Annotated in this window: 17 protein-coding genes and 1 tRNA gene; 12 read left to right on the top strand and 6 right to left on the bottom strand. The window is 54.7% G+C overall.

What is annotated here, in order from left to right; all coding sequences use genetic code 11:
* The first annotated feature begins 83 nt into the window (after positions 1-83).
* The 3 genes from E3E37_RS06195 to E3E37_RS06205 all read left to right on the top strand — a co-directional run bounded on the left by E3E37_RS06195 (position 84) and on the right by E3E37_RS06205 (position 3,480).
* Positions 84-1,001, top strand: coding sequence for an AAA family ATPase (locus E3E37_RS06195; RefSeq protein WP_167715813.1), 918 nt, complete (start codon positions 84-86; stop codon positions 999-1,001).
* A gap of 122 nt (positions 1,002-1,123) precedes the next feature.
* A complete protein-coding gene (locus E3E37_RS06200) occupies positions 1,124-2,026 on the top strand; it encodes an Mrp/NBP35 family ATP-binding protein (protein WP_167715815.1) in 903 nt (300 codons plus the stop codon).
* An 86-nt stretch (positions 2,027-2,112) separates the two neighbouring features.
* Positions 2,113-3,480 carry a hypothetical protein gene (locus tag E3E37_RS06205; RefSeq protein WP_167715818.1) on the top strand — a complete coding sequence of 456 codons (1,368 nt, stop codon included), beginning with the start codon at positions 2,113-2,115 and terminating at the stop codon, positions 3,478-3,480.
* Here E3E37_RS06205 and E3E37_RS06210 read toward each other — a convergent pair.
* From E3E37_RS06210 to E3E37_RS06225, 4 genes are all read right to left on the bottom strand, one after another.
* Entirely contained in the window at positions 3,464-4,198 is a 735-nt protein-coding gene (locus tag E3E37_RS06210) for a DUF2110 family protein (RefSeq protein ID WP_167715821.1), read from the bottom strand. The two genes, E3E37_RS06205 and E3E37_RS06210, sit on opposite strands and share 17 nt — an antisense overlap.
* A 44-nt stretch (positions 4,199-4,242) precedes the next feature.
* On the bottom strand, positions 4,243-4,776 hold the full coding sequence (gene tfe, locus E3E37_RS06215; protein WP_088865810.1) for a transcription factor E: 534 nt from the start codon (positions 4,774-4,776) through the stop codon (positions 4,243-4,245).
* A 141-nt stretch (positions 4,777-4,917) separates the two neighbouring features.
* Positions 4,918-5,202, bottom strand: coding sequence for a hypothetical protein (locus E3E37_RS06220; RefSeq protein ID WP_088865357.1), 285 nt, complete (start codon positions 5,200-5,202; stop codon positions 4,918-4,920).
* A gap of 140 nt (positions 5,203-5,342) precedes the next feature.
* Positions 5,343-6,233, bottom strand: coding sequence for an ADP-dependent ribose-1-phosphate kinase (locus tag E3E37_RS06225; protein WP_167715824.1), 891 nt, complete (start codon positions 6,231-6,233; stop codon positions 5,343-5,345).
* Positions 6,234-6,349: 116 nt separating this feature from the next.
* Here E3E37_RS06225 and E3E37_RS06230 point away from each other — a divergent pair, with 116 nt between their 5' ends.
* Positions 6,350-6,943 (top strand): regulator of amino acid metabolism, contains ACT domain protein, encoded by a 594-nt coding sequence (locus E3E37_RS06230; RefSeq protein WP_088865359.1) that lies wholly within the window; start codon positions 6,350-6,352, stop codon positions 6,941-6,943.
* Here the strand turns inward: E3E37_RS06230 and E3E37_RS06235 are convergent.
* Positions 6,933-7,208, bottom strand: coding sequence for an acylphosphatase (locus E3E37_RS06235; protein WP_167715827.1), 276 nt, complete (start codon positions 7,206-7,208; stop codon positions 6,933-6,935). The two genes, E3E37_RS06230 and E3E37_RS06235, sit on opposite strands and share 11 nt — an antisense overlap.
* A gap of 71 nt (positions 7,209-7,279) precedes the next feature.
* Between E3E37_RS06235 and cutA the strand changes: the two genes are divergently transcribed.
* Positions 7,280-7,591 carry a divalent-cation tolerance protein CutA gene (gene cutA / locus E3E37_RS06240; protein WP_167715830.1) on the top strand — a complete coding sequence of 104 codons (312 nt, stop codon included), beginning with the start codon at positions 7,280-7,282 and terminating at the stop codon, positions 7,589-7,591.
* Positions 7,588-8,175 (top strand): DUF99 family protein, encoded by a 588-nt coding sequence (locus tag E3E37_RS06245; protein WP_167715833.1) that lies wholly within the window; start codon positions 7,588-7,590, stop codon positions 8,173-8,175. The genes cutA and E3E37_RS06245 overlap by 4 nt, the downstream gene beginning before the upstream one ends.
* A 91-nt stretch (positions 8,176-8,266) precedes the next feature.
* Here E3E37_RS06245 and E3E37_RS06250 read toward each other — a convergent pair whose 3' ends face one another.
* Positions 8,267-9,103, bottom strand: coding sequence for a universal stress protein (locus E3E37_RS06250; protein WP_167715836.1), 837 nt, complete (start codon positions 9,101-9,103; stop codon positions 8,267-8,269).
* A gap of 102 nt (positions 9,104-9,205) precedes the next feature.
* On the opposite strand from E3E37_RS06250, the gene gcvT reads away from it, so the two are divergent.
* From gcvT to glpK, 6 genes are all read left to right on the top strand, one after another.
* Complete coding sequence (gcvT, locus tag E3E37_RS06255) at positions 9,206-10,402, top strand: glycine cleavage system aminomethyltransferase GcvT (protein ID WP_167716341.1); 1,197 nt, start codon at positions 9,206-9,208, stop codon at positions 10,400-10,402.
* Positions 10,403-10,531: 129 nt separating this feature from the next.
* A complete protein-coding gene (locus tag E3E37_RS06260; protein ID WP_167715839.1) occupies positions 10,532-11,359 on the top strand; it encodes a DMT family transporter in 828 nt (275 codons plus the stop codon).
* A 39-nt stretch (positions 11,360-11,398) separates the two neighbouring features.
* A tRNA-Trp gene (locus tag E3E37_RS06265) sits at positions 11,399-11,539 on the top strand.
* 298 nt (positions 11,540-11,837) lie between these two features.
* Positions 11,838-12,074: a hypothetical protein gene (locus E3E37_RS06270; RefSeq protein WP_167716343.1), complete on the top strand. Its 237-nt coding sequence runs from the start codon at positions 11,838-11,840 to the stop codon at positions 12,072-12,074.
* A gap of 105 nt (positions 12,075-12,179) precedes the next feature.
* Complete coding sequence (gene fbp / locus E3E37_RS06275; RefSeq protein ID WP_167715842.1) at positions 12,180-13,307, top strand: fructose-1,6-bisphosphate aldolase/phosphatase; 1,128 nt, start codon at positions 12,180-12,182, stop codon at positions 13,305-13,307.
* 118 nt (positions 13,308-13,425) lie between these two features.
* Entirely contained in the window at positions 13,426-14,913 is a 1,488-nt protein-coding gene (gene glpK, locus E3E37_RS06280; RefSeq protein ID WP_167716345.1) for a glycerol kinase GlpK, read from the top strand.
* Positions 14,914-15,198: the final 285 nt, after the last annotated feature.

Genomic DNA, 15,198 nt, shown 5'->3' on the forward strand with positions numbered 1-15,198 from the left:
CAAATTTGTTGAATCAATGAGTTCGAACATCAAACCTAAAAGCATTTATATCGCCGTATTTCAATCATTAGAGGTGCTCGACTATGGCGAAACCCTTGAATTCCAAGGATGAGGAGAGGAGAAAGAAACTGTTTGAAATCGCAGATGAGCTGAGGGAGAGGACAAAAAAACAGGTTCCTGAGGAAGGTTTTAGGGTCGTGATAACGGGCAAGGGCGGTGTTGGAAAGACCACGATGACAGCCCTTCTCGCAAGACTCCTTGCCAGGGACGGCTATCGCGTTCTGGCCGTTGATGAAGACCCCCAGATGAACCTCGCACACGCCCTCGGCGTTCCAAAGGAAGTGAGGGACAAGATAATCCCCCTCAACAGAAACCTTGACTACATCGAGGAGAAGACGGGAGCGAGGCCGGGCACCAACTGGGGACTGTACTTCTCCCTCACCCCCGACGTCAGGGACGTCGTTGACCGCTTCGGCGTCGTTGGGCCGGACGGTGTCATGCTCCTCGTCATGGGGAGCGTTGTCCAGGCTGCGGCCGGCTGTCTCTGCCCCGAAAATGCCCTCCTCGATGCCGTCATCAAGTACATAAACCTCAGGAAGGGAGAGATAATCCTGATGGACACCCAGGCAGGACTGGAGCACTTCGGCAGGGCTCTGGCAAGGGGCTTCAAGCAGGCGGTTATACTAACCGAACCGACCTACAACTCCGTCCAGGTGGCGGTGGACGCGGCAAAACTGGCGAGACAGTTGGGCATCGAACACATCCACCTGGTCATCAACAAGGTGAAGAAAGAAGCCCACGTGGAAAAGGTTGAGAGAATTCTGAACGAGCTTGGCTTCAACGACTTCACAACGAAGATCGTGATACCATATGACGAAATGGTTGAGGAGTACGACCCCGAGATAGAGGCAATACTCACCAATCCAGAGTCACCGACTTACAGGAAGGCCCTGGAGCTGAAGGATATCCTTCTTAGGTACGCGGAACAGCCAGAACGCTGACACCCTGCAGTTTCTCTCAAATTTCATCCCCCAAGCTGAATACTCATATATGTGTAACACTGTCAAACTTTGGGACAAAACTTTTAAGCTCTTTAGGTCAACCTAAGCCGGAGGTGAATTGAATGACCATCAAAGCTCCCACACTCAACATAGGCGGACTGGGCGCTGATCCCCTCACCCAGAGGATAAACGAGAAACAGGAGAAGTGGAAGTACAAAATAGCCGTCCTGAGCGGCAAAGGCGGTGTCGGCAAGAGCACCGTGGCGGTTAACATAGCCGCGGCCCTGGCAAAGAAGGGCTACTTCGTTGGAATACTCGACGCAGACATACACGGCCCGAACGTCGCCAAGATGCTCGGCGTTGACAGGGCGGAAGTTCTGGCCGAGAAGATGGAAGACGGCAGGTTCGAGATGATACCGCCGATGAACGACTTCCTGGGCCAGACGACCCCGATAAAGGTCATGAGCATGGGATTCCTCGTCCCGGAGGATCAGCCGATAATCTGGCGCGGCTCCCTTGTAACAAAGGCCATCAAGCAGCTCCTCGGTGACGTCAAGTGGGGTTCCCTCGACTTCATGATAATCGACTTCCCCCCCGGAACCGGCGACGAGATACTGACCGTAACCCAGACCCTCAAGCTCGATGCTGCCGTTATAGTCACCACCCCCCAGGAGGTCGCTTTGCTCGACACGGGCAAGGCAGTGAACATGATGAAGAAGATGGAAGTGCCCTACGTGGCCGTCGTGGAGAACATGAGCTACCTCATCTGTCCCCACTGCGGCAACGAGATAGACCTCTTTGGCAAGGGCGGTGGAAGGAAGCTCGCCGAGAAGGAGGGGGTTGACTTCCTCGGTGAGATTCCCATCGATCTCAAGGCCAGAGAAGCCAGCGACGCTGGAATACCGATAGTCCTCTACGAGGACACAGTCGCCGCCAAGGCATTCATGGAGATAGTTGACAAGCTCGTGGCGAAGCTCGAAGCCATGAAGGGTGAAAAGAACCAAGAGGAACCCGGGGAAGAGTAATCCCCGGAGGATTCCCTCAATTCTTCACATGGTTTCGCTGCATTAACTTTTTAACCACTTCTGGGTATCTCATTGGGAGGGATACGATGAAATGGACCCTCGTTCTGGCAACTCTAATCCTCTTAATCGCCCTTCCCCTCGTCTCCGCCGGGGAATTGAGCTACTATCCTAACCGGGAGGCGTTTCAGGCGTTTCTGAACTCAAGCTCACCCTACACTGTTGTGGCGGGTAACGATGCGTGGGCCAGGGGATGGGCCTACTACGTGGACGAGAGGCTCTACACGATAAAGCCCCACGGGAACGGAACGCTCGTCCTGGTGGGGAACGTCTACAACAATCCTCAGATGGCTTCCCTGTGGAACCTCACCGGGCTCCCTGCCAACGCTTCCCTTCTCCCCTCCATCGTCATCCTCAACGGCACCGTTCTAATAACCGGCTCCGAGAACAACATCTACCTCACCGAGAAGGCCTTCGCGGGGCTGTGGAATCCCCCTAGGGGCTCGGTGGTGGCGTTTCTGATACTAACATCCGCACTCATCCTGACGTTTCTGCTCGCTCTGAGGCGCGACGACAGCCACGCGGGCAGCTTTTACATCCTGACTGCATCTCTGTTCGTTCTCTGGTACCTGACGGCCCGGAGACCTGCATTGACAGAGGGCTTCCTGCGCTATCTCCTCCAGGCCGTAACGTTCTCTGTCGGGGGTTCTCCGAAATCGCCCCTCAGCACGATAATGGGAACCGTCTTCAGGTTCGTGCCCCCGATAGAGGAGAACATAATCTTCGTCCACTGGATTCTCATTCTCCTCATCGCGTCGTTCTCATTCTATCTGGCCCCGAAAAGAGCCCGAGAGCTTGGTTTCTTAATATTCGGGCTTGAATTCGTGGCCCCGATGTTCAGGGAAAACCTCTATCACATCAGTGGAAGCGCCCTGGGACTGGCGGGTCTTGTAATAACACTCGCCATCGTGAATAACGTAACCTTCTCCCCGGAGAAGTGGAAAGCCCTGCTCCAGACCCTCGTCCTCTCGACCTTTACCCTGCTAACCATAGCGATAAACCCGTACCTGGTTCTCATCCCGATAGCCTTCGTCATCACGTTCCCGAAGAGACACCTGAGAAACTACGCATACCTGCTGATAATCGGCGCCGGAGTGCTCCTCATGTACCTCCGGTTCGGGGTTCCCGTCGGCCTACCAACCGGAATGGATCCCAACGGATTGAGGAACCTGGAGAGATTCCTGTTCAACAGTGCCTTAGCACTGATGGCTATGGCCTATGTAATGGCCGCTGGAAAAAGGGGAATAAAGATGAAGGGCCAGACGGCGTTCCTGCTTCTGATGACGATTCTGTACCTCCCCGCGGCCCTCTTCGTGCCCTCCCTGTTCCCCTACTGCTTTGTCCTCATCGCCGCTCTTACCGTGAGACTTATTCACGGGCTCACTCCCGGAACTTGACGGCGCCGATGAGGGTGCCCCTGAGGTGTGGACCGATCTCCTTTATTATTCCCGGGGCCTGGGTTCCCTTCTTGAGTACCAAGAGGGTCTCCATGAGACCCAGCTCCTCCATGCGCTTCACGTCCCTTCCATGTCCCGTTTTGATGAGTGCCCTCTCGACGTTCTCGCTCACCGTACCGGCTATGAAGAGCTTGTCGTAGCCGTCACTTAGCCAGCCCTTTATGCGCTTCAGCTGAGCCTCGCTGAAGGCCAGCTCCACCTCCCTGGCCCCGAATTCCACCTCGGTCACGGTGACCTCGACGGGCAGATTGTCAACCCAGCCAAAGTTCCTTATCATCTGCCTGACGGGCATCTCTCCGAAAACCTCTTTAAGGTAATAAAGAGGAATCAAGGCATCCTTTGGTCTGGGAGTGAAGATTCCAATGTCCACGTAGGCCCCGTAACCGACTTTTCCCAGGTCTATGAAGCGGCCCCTGTAGATCTTGCCTTCTTTAACCGCGCTCAGTTTGTAGGGAACCTCGCCGAACTCCTCACGGACCAGGTTCGCGCTTATCTCCTCGTCATCTCCGCTAAGAGAAACCTTGACCCAGTTCTTCTTAACCGCCGAAAGCTTCCATTCAACTTCCAAATCTCCAAGGAGGGCTTTCAGCCTCCTGTCGAGCTTGAGAAAACCACTCCTATCTCCGTAAACCTTCTCAAGAATAACTACTTCCTGCATGTTCACCATCCCCGAAGTTCATTACAAGCCGTTCAAACTCCACATCACTTCTTTTTCCTGGGCTTCTTCCTGAGACCGAGCTCTATTTCGAGCTCCTCGATGCGCCTCTGGAGCTCCTCAACAACGGCGGTGTTGTCGTACTGCATGAGCATCTGACCGCATATGGGGCACTGGAACTCGTACTCCATGGCCTCATCGAAAGTCAGCTTTGGATGACCCGGTGTGCCGCAGTGATAGTATATCTCGCTGGTCTCTTCCTCCAACATCTCCCTGAGCTTCTTGAGTTCTGCCATCTTCTTGGCCCGGATTATCTCCGGGAGGCGCTTGGTCTCAAGGCGCCAGTAGTAGTAATACCAGCCAGTTTCCTTGTCCCTTATACGCTTGAACTCAGCCAAGCCCTGATCGTAGAGCATGTAGAGAATCTTTCTGACGGTGTTGACCCTGATGCCAGTTATCTCGGCGAGCTCCTCATCCGTGGATTCTTTCTTCTTTTCGAGAGCCTTGATTACCTCAACGGCCTCCTCCCCGCCCATGTCCAGCGCAAGCTCAAGGAGCTCCTTGTTCTTTCTCCTCGCCACCATAACAACCTCCAGAGAATATTTAAACACACTGTATTTTAGTGCACAAATACTGTCCAATAACAAAGTATGTGAACTGGAGTATATATAGGTTTTTGTCATATTTCCAACGCCAGTGAACAGAAAAGAACGTTGAATAGACTAATCGGTGAAGTACTCATTGAGCAATTCCTTTGCGGAGGGCTTGTAAAGCTCCACAACCTCTATGTGCTCGATGACGTTGCCCTCCCTGAGTTTGAGCTTGACCTTGCCCCCGTAGACCTGAAGGTCGTCAAGCATGCCGTAGATGGCATCTTCAGCCTCAAGGGGGGTCTTAAACTTCATTATATACTCCCCATCCTGAGTGATGAGCTTGACCCAGTATTCGTTCTTCCTCTTGAAGGGACGGGTGATCTTCGGCTTGAAGTTGTCAATTATGATTTCCAAGCGCTCCACCTCCAACCCAAAGACTTTTTGGTCTCTCTAAGGCTTTTAGGTTGCGGATTTTTAAGGGTTTCCTAACCAACCCTCTGGATAAAATGTCACCGTCTATTATTTAAACGTTATGAGGGAAGACTTTGCCGGGCTCATCCCGACCCAATGGGAAGTTCAAGTCCCGTTTCCCTCGCAACTTCCATGACCCTCTCCAGAGGAACCACCGCGCTCCTCGCCCCAACTTTCTGAACTGTCAGGTATGCCAGCAGCATACCGAGCCTGGCAGCTTCTTCAAGCGTCCAGCCGTTGAGAACGCCGTAGATAACCCCCGCGTCGAAAGCGTCTCCCGCACCGGTCGAGTCAACGACCTCCGCACTCAATCCGCGAACTTCGCTGACGTTTCCCTTCTCGTCCCTCACCAAAGCCCCGCCGCCGTTGAGTGTAACCACGAGGTTCCTGGCCGAGGAGAGCGATAGGTCGAGGGAGCCGAACTTCCGCCTGTACTCGTCCTCGTTCATCATCAGGTAATCCACCCTCGCCTCCACGTCCCTCGGGAGCTCGGCCTCGCCTATGTCCAGAGAGACCGTTATCCCCCTCCCGCTGGCAAAGTTCACGACATCAACTATCGTCTCAGGAGGATTCGAGGAGAGGTGCACGTGTCTCGTCTTAGAAAGGTACTCGAAGTCTATCTCCTTCATGAGGTTGGCCCCGGGGTACTTCACTATCCGCTTGTCCTCACCGTGGATTATGGCAACCGCAACCCCCGAAGGCGCGTCCACCGTCCTGATGCCCCCAGTGTCAACTCCCAGCTTTTTGAAGTACGAGATGTGAGCTTCTCCAATCTCGTCCCTGCCAACGGCCCCCACATAGCCCGTCCTCAACCCGAACGTGGCCAGCCAGCTTATCGTGTTGGCGGCGGCACCGCCCAGGCCAAAGAACGCGTTCTCGGCGTTAACCTTTTCATGGAACTCGGGGAAGCGCTCTACAAGCAGTATGATATCGTAATTGAGGTTGCCCACGCCCACAACGTCGAATCTTGCCATAATCTCCACCTCTGAATGAGGAGATAAAACAGACACTGTTAATAACCTTGCGGAGGAATCCGGGGAAAGATTTAAATATCCATTCCTACTCATATATGGGTAAGAGGTGGACAAAAATGATGCTCATACTGGAGGCGTATTTCAAGAATTATCCGGCCAGGAGGAAGGTGGCGGAGTTTCTCTTCGAAAACGGTCTCAGCGTAAAGAACGGGAAGATATACCTCAGAAACGTGGAGGTTCCGATAAGCGAGCTCGCAAGGGTAATCGGAGTCAACAGGAAGATAGTGTACCACACGATAGAATACATCGAGAAGACGTATCCCCTAAAGCTAATCTTCGAGAAGCTCAACCCGCTGCCAAGTTTGATAGACGTTGCTCCCCTGATGGGATGGGAAGTCCTGGAGATAGAACTCGAAAAGAAAGACTACCTTCACGGTTTCTCAGAGGTTCTCGGCCTGCTCTCGGAAAACGGTGTTCCGGTCATGGAAGTCTTCAGCAGAAACCTCCGCGAGGAACCAACGAAGCTCTACATAGTCATAGACGGCACCCTGCCCGTCGAGGTCTTCATGAGGGTCAAGGAGATGGAGGGCTTTAGAAAGCTCATCCTCCACACCCCCGAGAAGGACAAGGAGCGTTTCGTCTGCAACTACTGCGAGGTCAAGTACTGCCCAAAAAGGATCCTAATAGAGAGGCTAGAGGCTACCCAGTGACCTTAAAACCCTCAAGCCCTTCCGGTTCTTCCCATCTCACTTCAACCCTCGTGACCCTGGCCAGTAGGGGACCCTGGTGTGCCCATCCTATGAGCGCTTCAACCCTCTCGGGGTCACCCTCAATAACCGCCTCAACCGTCCCGTCGGGAAGGTTCCTCACCCAGCCGCTTACACCGAGCTTTCTGGCCTCCCTCTGCATGCTCCACCTGAATCCAACCCCCTGCACGCGCCCGTAGATTTTAAGGTGAGCCCTTACCCTCCTCATACACCATCCCGTTGATGATACCCCCACAACCGATTTAAGCTTATCCGTCTATCCCAAAACGGTGAGGGAGGATGGAGATGATACTCGTCTACACCACGTTCCCGGACTGGGAGAGCGCCGAGAGTATCGTGAGAACACTCCTTGAGAGGAAACTCATCGCCTGCGCCAACCTGCGGGAGCACCGGGCGCTTTACCTATGGGAGGGGAAGATTGAGGAAGACACCGAGGTAGGCGCTATCCTCAAGACCGAAGTGGGGAAGTGGAGGGAACTTCGGGAGGCCCTCAAGGAGATGCATCCCTACGAGGTTCCAGTAATAGCAAGGATAGAAGTCGATAAGGTCAACAGAGAGTACGCGGAGTGGCTTGAGAGGGTGCTGTCATGATAAGGAAGGTCAAACCTCAAATCCGCACCGTTGGCTTCGACGACGGGACGTTCTCCTTTTTCTCCAAACTCGAACGGAACAAAACGATTCTGATAGGCGTTGTCATGAAGGGCTCCCATGAGGTTGTGGGCGTTCTCTCCCGCTGGATAACGGTAGACGGAAACGACGTCACGGATGCCATGATAGACGCCATCAACTCCTCCAGATTCAAAGACCTCCGGGTCATCCTTCTGAAGGGGATAACCTACGCCGGCTTCAACATCGTTGACCTCGAAAGACTCCACCGGAAAACCGGACTCCCCGTTGTGGTTGTTGTGAGGAAAAGGCCCAACCTCGATGCCATGGAAGGAGCACTGAGAAAGCACTTCAGCGATGCGGAGGAGAGGATAAGCCTCCTGAGGAATGCACCCCCGCTGGTGGAGCTTGTTCCTGGAAAGCTCTACATCCAGGCAACCGGTCTCGAAATTAAAACGGCGGGAGAGATTGTAAGAACGACGACCAAGACGGGCCTGATCCCTGAACCCCTAAGGCTCGCCCACATGATAGCCAGCGCCGTGATAACGGGCGAGAGCAAAAGGGAGTAGGTTTATAAGCGGCTCAGAAAAGAAAGAAACGGCCGATGATGGCAACAGGGTAGCTACCGAATCTTGATGTGGAAGCCGTTCCAGTCTGAGGCTAATCACATGGTACCAGCAGGACGGGGATTTTTGAATCCCTCATGACCCTCTCCGCCGTGCTTCCAAGGAGAAGATCCTTCAGGAAGTTCCTGCCCTTCTTACCGATGACTATGAGCGTGGCGTTCTTTGCGAGGGCGGTTCCTATTATGGCCTGGCTTGCCGAGCCTACCAGCACTTCCACATCGAACCCAGCCTTTATCCCCTTCGCCGACTTTTCGAGGTTGAGCTTCGCGGCTTCGATGTTGCGCTCCAGCTCCTCCATCCCCCCGTAGTCAACGGAGTGCACCATGATGCCCCTCTCTATCAGTTCCTCGAACTTCCTCACGGTCTTGATTATTTTTATCGAGCACTTCGAGAAGTCCAGTGAGACCAGCGGTCGCTTGAATATGGCCGAGCAGTCCACAGAGGGTTCAAAGCCGTCGTCCTTCTTCTGGTACTTGAGCAGAAGAACCGGCCGTTTGGTAGCCCTTGCGAGGTTGGAGGCGGTGCTGCCCATAAACATGGTTCTCCAGATGTTCTCACCAACGCTCGGAATGACGACGAGGTCTATGTCAACCTCCTCCGCAACCTCCGCTATCTCTATCGACGGGATGCCTATCCTGACTATCGCGTTCACCTTTACACCATCGGTTCTTAGCTCCTCGGCGAGCTTTTCAAGTTTCTCCCGGTAGATGTCCTCAAGCTCAAAGGCCTCGAACTCGGCGATGGTTATGTCAACGACATGGATGAGGTGGAGCTCCCTAACACCCATGGATGTGAGTTTTGGTACGCAGGTGCGCAGGGCATGGAGGGACACGTCCGAAAAGTCCGTCGGATAGAGAATCTTCTCAAACATCCGCAACACCTCAGTATTAACTTGGACGTTGACGCTTATTATCGTTGCCCATGCATTGGAAAGGGTTATAACGCTCAGGTCCAAGTTTTAACGGTGATGGCTATGGTCAAGAGGGTTCACATCTTCGACTGGCACAAAGAAAACGCGAAGAAAGTTGAAGAGTTCGCCGGCTGGGAGATGCCCATCTGGTACTCCAGCATAAAGGAGGAGCACCTCGCCGTTAGGAACGGCGTTGGCATATTCGACGTCTCCCACATGGGAGAGTTCATCTTCCGCGGTAAGGACGCCCTTGAGTTCCTCCAGTACGTCACGACCAACGACATAAGCAAGCCCCCGGCAATAAGCGGAACCTACACTTTGGTTCTCAACGAGAGAGGAGCGGTGAAGGATGAGACTCTGGTCTTCAACATGGGGAACGACACCTACATGATGGTCTGCGACAGCGACGCCTTCGAGAAGCTCGAAGCCTGGTTCAACGCAATAAAGCGCGGAATAGAGAAGTTCGGTGAGCTGGACCTTGAGATCGAGAACAAGACCTACGACATGGCCATGTTCTCAATACAGGGGCCGAAGGCGAGAGACCTCGCAAAGGAGCTCTTCGGCATCGATATAAACGAGCTCTGGTGGTTCCAGGCCAAGGAGGTCGAGCTCGACGGTATTAAGATGCTCCTCTCAAGGAGCGGCTACACCGGCGAGAATGGCTTTGAGGTCTACTTCGAGGACGCGAATCCCTACCATCCCGATCCAGCAAAGCGGGGCGAGCCCGAGAAGGCCCTCCATGTCTGGAAGACCATCCTTGAGGCGGGAGAGAAGTACGGGATAAAGCCCGCCGGACTTGGAGCTCGCGATACGCTCAGGCTTGAGGCCGGCTACACGCTCTACGGCAACGAGACCAAGGAGCTCCAGCTCCTCAGCACGGACATCGACGAGGTTACTCCCCTCCAGGCCAACCTCGACTTCGCCATCTTCTGGGACAAGGAGTTCATAGGGAAGGAGGCACTTCTCAAGCAGAGGGAGCGCGGAATCCCGAGAAAGATGGTGCACTTCAAGATGATCGACAAGGGCATCCCGAGAGAGGGCTATAAGGTCTACGCCAACGGCGAGCTCATCGGGGAAGTTACGAGCGGAACCAGCTCACCGCTCCTCGGCATTGGAATAGGTATCGCCTTCGTTAAGACGGAGTACGCCCAGCCCGGCGTCGAGCTGGAGATAGAAATAAGGGGCAAGTCCAAGAAGGCCGTGACCGTTGCTCCTCCATTCTATGACCCCAAGAAGTACGGCGCCTTCAGGGAGGAGTGATTTCCTCCCTCTTTTTATCCAAAACGTTTTTGGGTAACGGTACCGTTACCTGGTAACGGGAGCAGAATCAAATTTTGTTCGGAAGGCCAAAATCGCTGGATTTATATTTCCCGAAGATGAGATGAGGTCATGTCGAGAAAGCACGCCGTCGGTGCGGTTTTGCTCTGGTCAACGGTGGCTTCAGCTTTCAAACTCTCGCTCCGCTACATGAATCCACCTCAGCTTCTCCTCTACGCCTCGCTGACCTCGCTGATGGTCTTCGGGCTTCTCTATGCGAGGGACTTCAGCCCGAGGAGGGAGAACCTCCGTTCGGCCTACCTGGGCCTTGTAAACCCTCTCCTCTACTACACCGTGCTCTTCTCTGCCTATGACAGGTTGCCAGCCCAGGAGGCACAGGCTTTAAACTACACCTGGCCGCTGATGCTCGTGCTCCTCTCAATCCCGCTCCTCGGAAAGAAACCAGGTGCCAAGACGATACTCGGCCTAGTGCTCGGTTTTATTGGGGCAATAGTGGTGGCAACGAAGGGAAACCTAACAGGTCTCAACTTCACCGACCCGGTCGGCGTTGCCCTCGGCCTGGGGAGCGCGGTGGTCTGGGCGAGCTATTGGCTCCTCAACCTCCGCGATGAGAGACCGCTCGTTGAGAAGATGTTCTGGAACTTCCTCTTCGGGTTCATCTACGTTCTTGTGGCCGCTGCGGTGACGGGAAACCTCGCCGTCCCACAGTTGAAAGGCCTCTCGGGAGCGGTTTACGTCGGCCTCTTTGAGATGGGGGTTACGTTCCTCCTCTGGTACCGGGCGGTGGAGGGGGACATAGCCTTTGCCTCGAACCTGGCCTACATCGTGCCCTTCCTGAGCCTGTTTTTTATCTCCATTGTCGTTGGGGAGAGCATAGCCCCGGCAACGGTGGTCGGCCTGGCGATGATAGTGGGCGGCATCATCATCGGGAGGAGATAGCAAAACTTATAAACTCGGCTTGGGTAGGTTAAGCCAGATGGGGGCGTGGTGTAGCCTGGTCCATCATCGCGGGCTCCAGAGGTATGAGGACTTGCGGGTTTGCTGATTTGGGGATGAGCCTTTGGAGCTCTGACCCGGAGAAACCCGCGGACCGGGGTTCAAATCCCCGCGCCCCCACCATCAGAAACTTTTGACAGGCAAAGTCATCAGAGTTAGTGGCTCTTTTTGGAATGCATTCAACACGTGTTTTGCTTTTTCTTCACGAGTCAAACCCTTAAGTGGGGTTTTGGGCAAGTAGCCACCATAATTTTGAAAGCACTTTCCAGGGGTACTCCTCCAAGAGCCCGAACTTTTCGCCAGCCTTTGTTAAAGGCTTAACTCGAAGTTTGATAAAAACTCTGCCCCGCAAAGTTTCCTCGCAAGCACCGGCGGAAGTTTTATTAACTTTGACTTACAAAAAGTTTACGAGGTGATGGGCATGGAAGAGCCCGTTAAGATCGGCCACGACAAATTCTATATTGGCGAAGGAGAAACCGCCAGAAGGGAACTCCGCGTGGTTAAGGTCAGCGACGACGTGATTCAGGTACAGGAGGAAGTTCACGGCATTATAGCCCTCGTCGGTGCGAGCTCAAGCGTCAACATCAAGAAAGAGGAGCTCAAGAACCTCATAAAGGTCGCCAGGGAACAGTTCGGCTGGACCGACATCTGCGAATGACCCCCTTTCCATTTCTGTGAAATTTGCCGCCCCTCTGGTATCATCGGCGGTGATATTAACGTTTTATAAGCATAAAAGTGCTTAAAAGCCATCGAGGTGATTGCCATGGCAGTTGGAGAGAAGATAACGATCAGCGTTATAAAGGCCGACATCGGCGGCTGGCCGGGCCATTCAAGGGTTCATCCCCAGCTCGTCGAGACCGCCGAGGAGGTTCTCGCCAAGGCCCGGGAGGAGGGCACCATAATAGACTTCTACGTCGCGACCTGCGGCGATGATCTTCAGCTCATCATGACCCACAAGAAGGGTGTTGACAGCCCCGAGATACACGGTCTTGCCTGGAATGCCTTCGAGGAGGCCACGAAGGTAGCGAAGGAGCTCGGTCTCTACGGAGCGGGCCAGGACCTGCTCAAGGACGCCTTCAGCGGTAACGTCCGCGGGATGGGGCCGGGCGTTGCCGAGATGGAGATAACCCTCAGGAAGAGCGAGCCGATAGTTACCTTCCACATGGACAAGACTGAACCCGGAGCCTTTAACCTCCCGATATTCAGGATGTTCGCGGACCCATTCAACACCGCCGGGCTTGTCATAGACCCCAACATGCACATGGGCTTCCGCTTCGAGGTCTGGGACATAAAGGAGCACACGAGGGTCATCCTCAGCACCCCAGAGGAACTCTACGACCTTCTTGCCCTCATCGGGGCCAAGAGCCGCTACGTCATCAAGCGTGTCTTCCCGAAGGAGGGCCACAAGATATCCAAGGACGAGCCAGTGGCAGTTGTCAGCACGGAGAAGCTTTATGAAATAGCGGGGGAGTACGTCGGAAAGGACGATCCGGTTGCGATAGTCCGCGCCCAGAGCGGTCTTCCGGCCCTCGGCGAGGTTCTTGAGCCCTTCGCCTTCCCGCACCTCGTCAGCGGCTGGATGAGGGGTTCTCACAACGGTCCGGTCATGCCGGTTCCGATGCACCAGGCAAACCCGACGCGCTTCGACGGTCCGCCGCGCGTAGTCGCCCTCGGCTGGCAGATAAGCCCGGAAGGAAAGCTCGTCGGCCCGGTTGACCTCTTCGACGACCCGGCCTTCGACGGTGCCAGGCAGAAAGCCGTTGAGATTGCCGAATACATGCGCAGGCACGGACCCTTCGAGCCCCACAGGCTCCCGATGGAGGACATGGAGTATACCACCCTTCCGGGAGTTCTGGAGAAGCTCAAGGACAGGTTCGAGCCCGTCGAGTGATTTCCTTTTCCTTATTCCCACAATCTCTTTTCTCCAGTAAAATCTTATAACCCGGAGCGCCATAGCCGTCAATATAACCCTCCCGCCGGGAGGATGGAGATGCACACCGGTGGTTGAAATGGACGGGGATAAATTCATACTCTCCCTCGACGAGGGAACCACGAGTGCGAGGGCAATAGTTTTCGACAGGGAAAGCAACGTCGTTGGGATGGGTCAGTACGAGTTTCCGCAGCACTACCCAAGGCCAGGGTGGGTCGAGCACAACCCCGAAGAAATCTGGAACGCCCAGTTCAGGGCCATCAAGACGGCACTGGAGAGGGCTAAGGTAGAGCCGGGTCAGATAGCGGCGATAGGCGTCACCAACCAGCGCGAGACGACGATAGTCTGGGACAGGAGCGGCAAGCCACTCTACAACGCGATAGTCTGGCAGTGCAGGAGAACGGCCGAGATGGTGGAGGAAATAAAGAGGGAATACGGGGATGTAATTAAGGAGAAGACCGGCCTGGTTCCAGATGCGTACTTCTCGGCGAGCAAGCTCAGGTGGCTCCTCGACAACGTGCCGGGATTGAGGGAAAAGGCCGAGAGAGGCGAAGTTTTCTTCGGGACGGTGGATACCTTCCTGATCTACCGCCTGACCGGTGAGCACGTCACCGACCATTCCAACGCTTCTCGGACGATGCTCTTTAACATCAAGAAACTCGACTGGGACGACGAGCTGCTCGAAATCTTTGATATCCCCGCGGAGGTTCTGCCGGAGGTCAGGGAGTCGAGCGAGGTCTATGGCTACACGAAGAGGGAGCTTTTGGGAGCCGAAATCCCGGTGAGCGGGGACGCAGGCGACCAGCAGGCGGCTTTATTCGGTCAGGCCGCTTTTGAGGCTGGGATGGTAAAGGCAACCTACGGTACTGGAAACTTCATTCTGGCAAACACCGGCAAGACCGTCCGGTATTCGGACAACCTCCTCACCACGATAGCGTGGGGGCTCAAAGGAAAGGTCACCTATGCCCTTGAGGGGAGCGTCTTCATAACCGGAGCGGCAGTCCAGTGGCTCCGCGACGGGATAAGAATCATAGAGAGCGCTCCCGAGACCGAAGAACTCGCAAAGAAGCTCGAAAGCAACGAGGGCGTTTACTTCGTCCCGGCCTTTGTGGGTCTCGGTGCCCCCTACTGGGACCAGTTCGCGAGGGGTTTGATAATCGGCATAACGCGCGGAACCGGGAGGGAGCACCTCGCGAGGGCAACGCTGGAGGCGATAGCCTACCTGACCCGCGACGTGATCGAAGAGATGGAGAGGCTCGTGGGCATAAAGGAGCTCCGCGTTGACGGAGGAGCGACGGCGAACGACTTCCTGATGGAGTTCCAGGCGGACATACTTGGAAAGCGCGTCATAAGGCCCGTCGTCAAAGAAACGACCGCCCTCGGAGCGGCTTACTTAGCAGGACTGGCCGTTGACTACTGGGATGGCATGGAGGAGATTAAGGACCTTTGGAGGGCCGAGAGAATCTTTGAGCCGAAGATGGACCGGGAGACGAGGGAAAGGCTCTACCGCGGCTGGAAGGAGGCTGTAAAGAGGGCACTGGGGTGGGCGAAGGTTACCGGAACTTGAAAGGGGGTTATTCAGTTCCTCCACTTTTGTTATCCATGAGGCCAATTTGAAAGGGCGAATATGCCCAACGGATGACCGAAAAAGTTCTCAAAGGCAACTAACCCCCCGAGGAAGCCCGTCTTTATTGCGTTCCTGAAACCAAACAGGGGACACTTCAGTCCACTCCCCCAGTGTCCACCAATGTGCTATCCCCTTATGCCCAAATCTGTTCTCTACGCGCCGCTGACCAAAACCTGAGGTTTAAGAAAGCTTTAAAACGAGAAAGACACTTTCTTGAGTCAGTTG

This window comes from Thermococcus sp. ES12 (assembly GCF_012027515.1).
GTDB lineage: Archaea > Methanobacteriota_B > Thermococci > Thermococcales > Thermococcaceae > Thermococcus > Thermococcus barossii.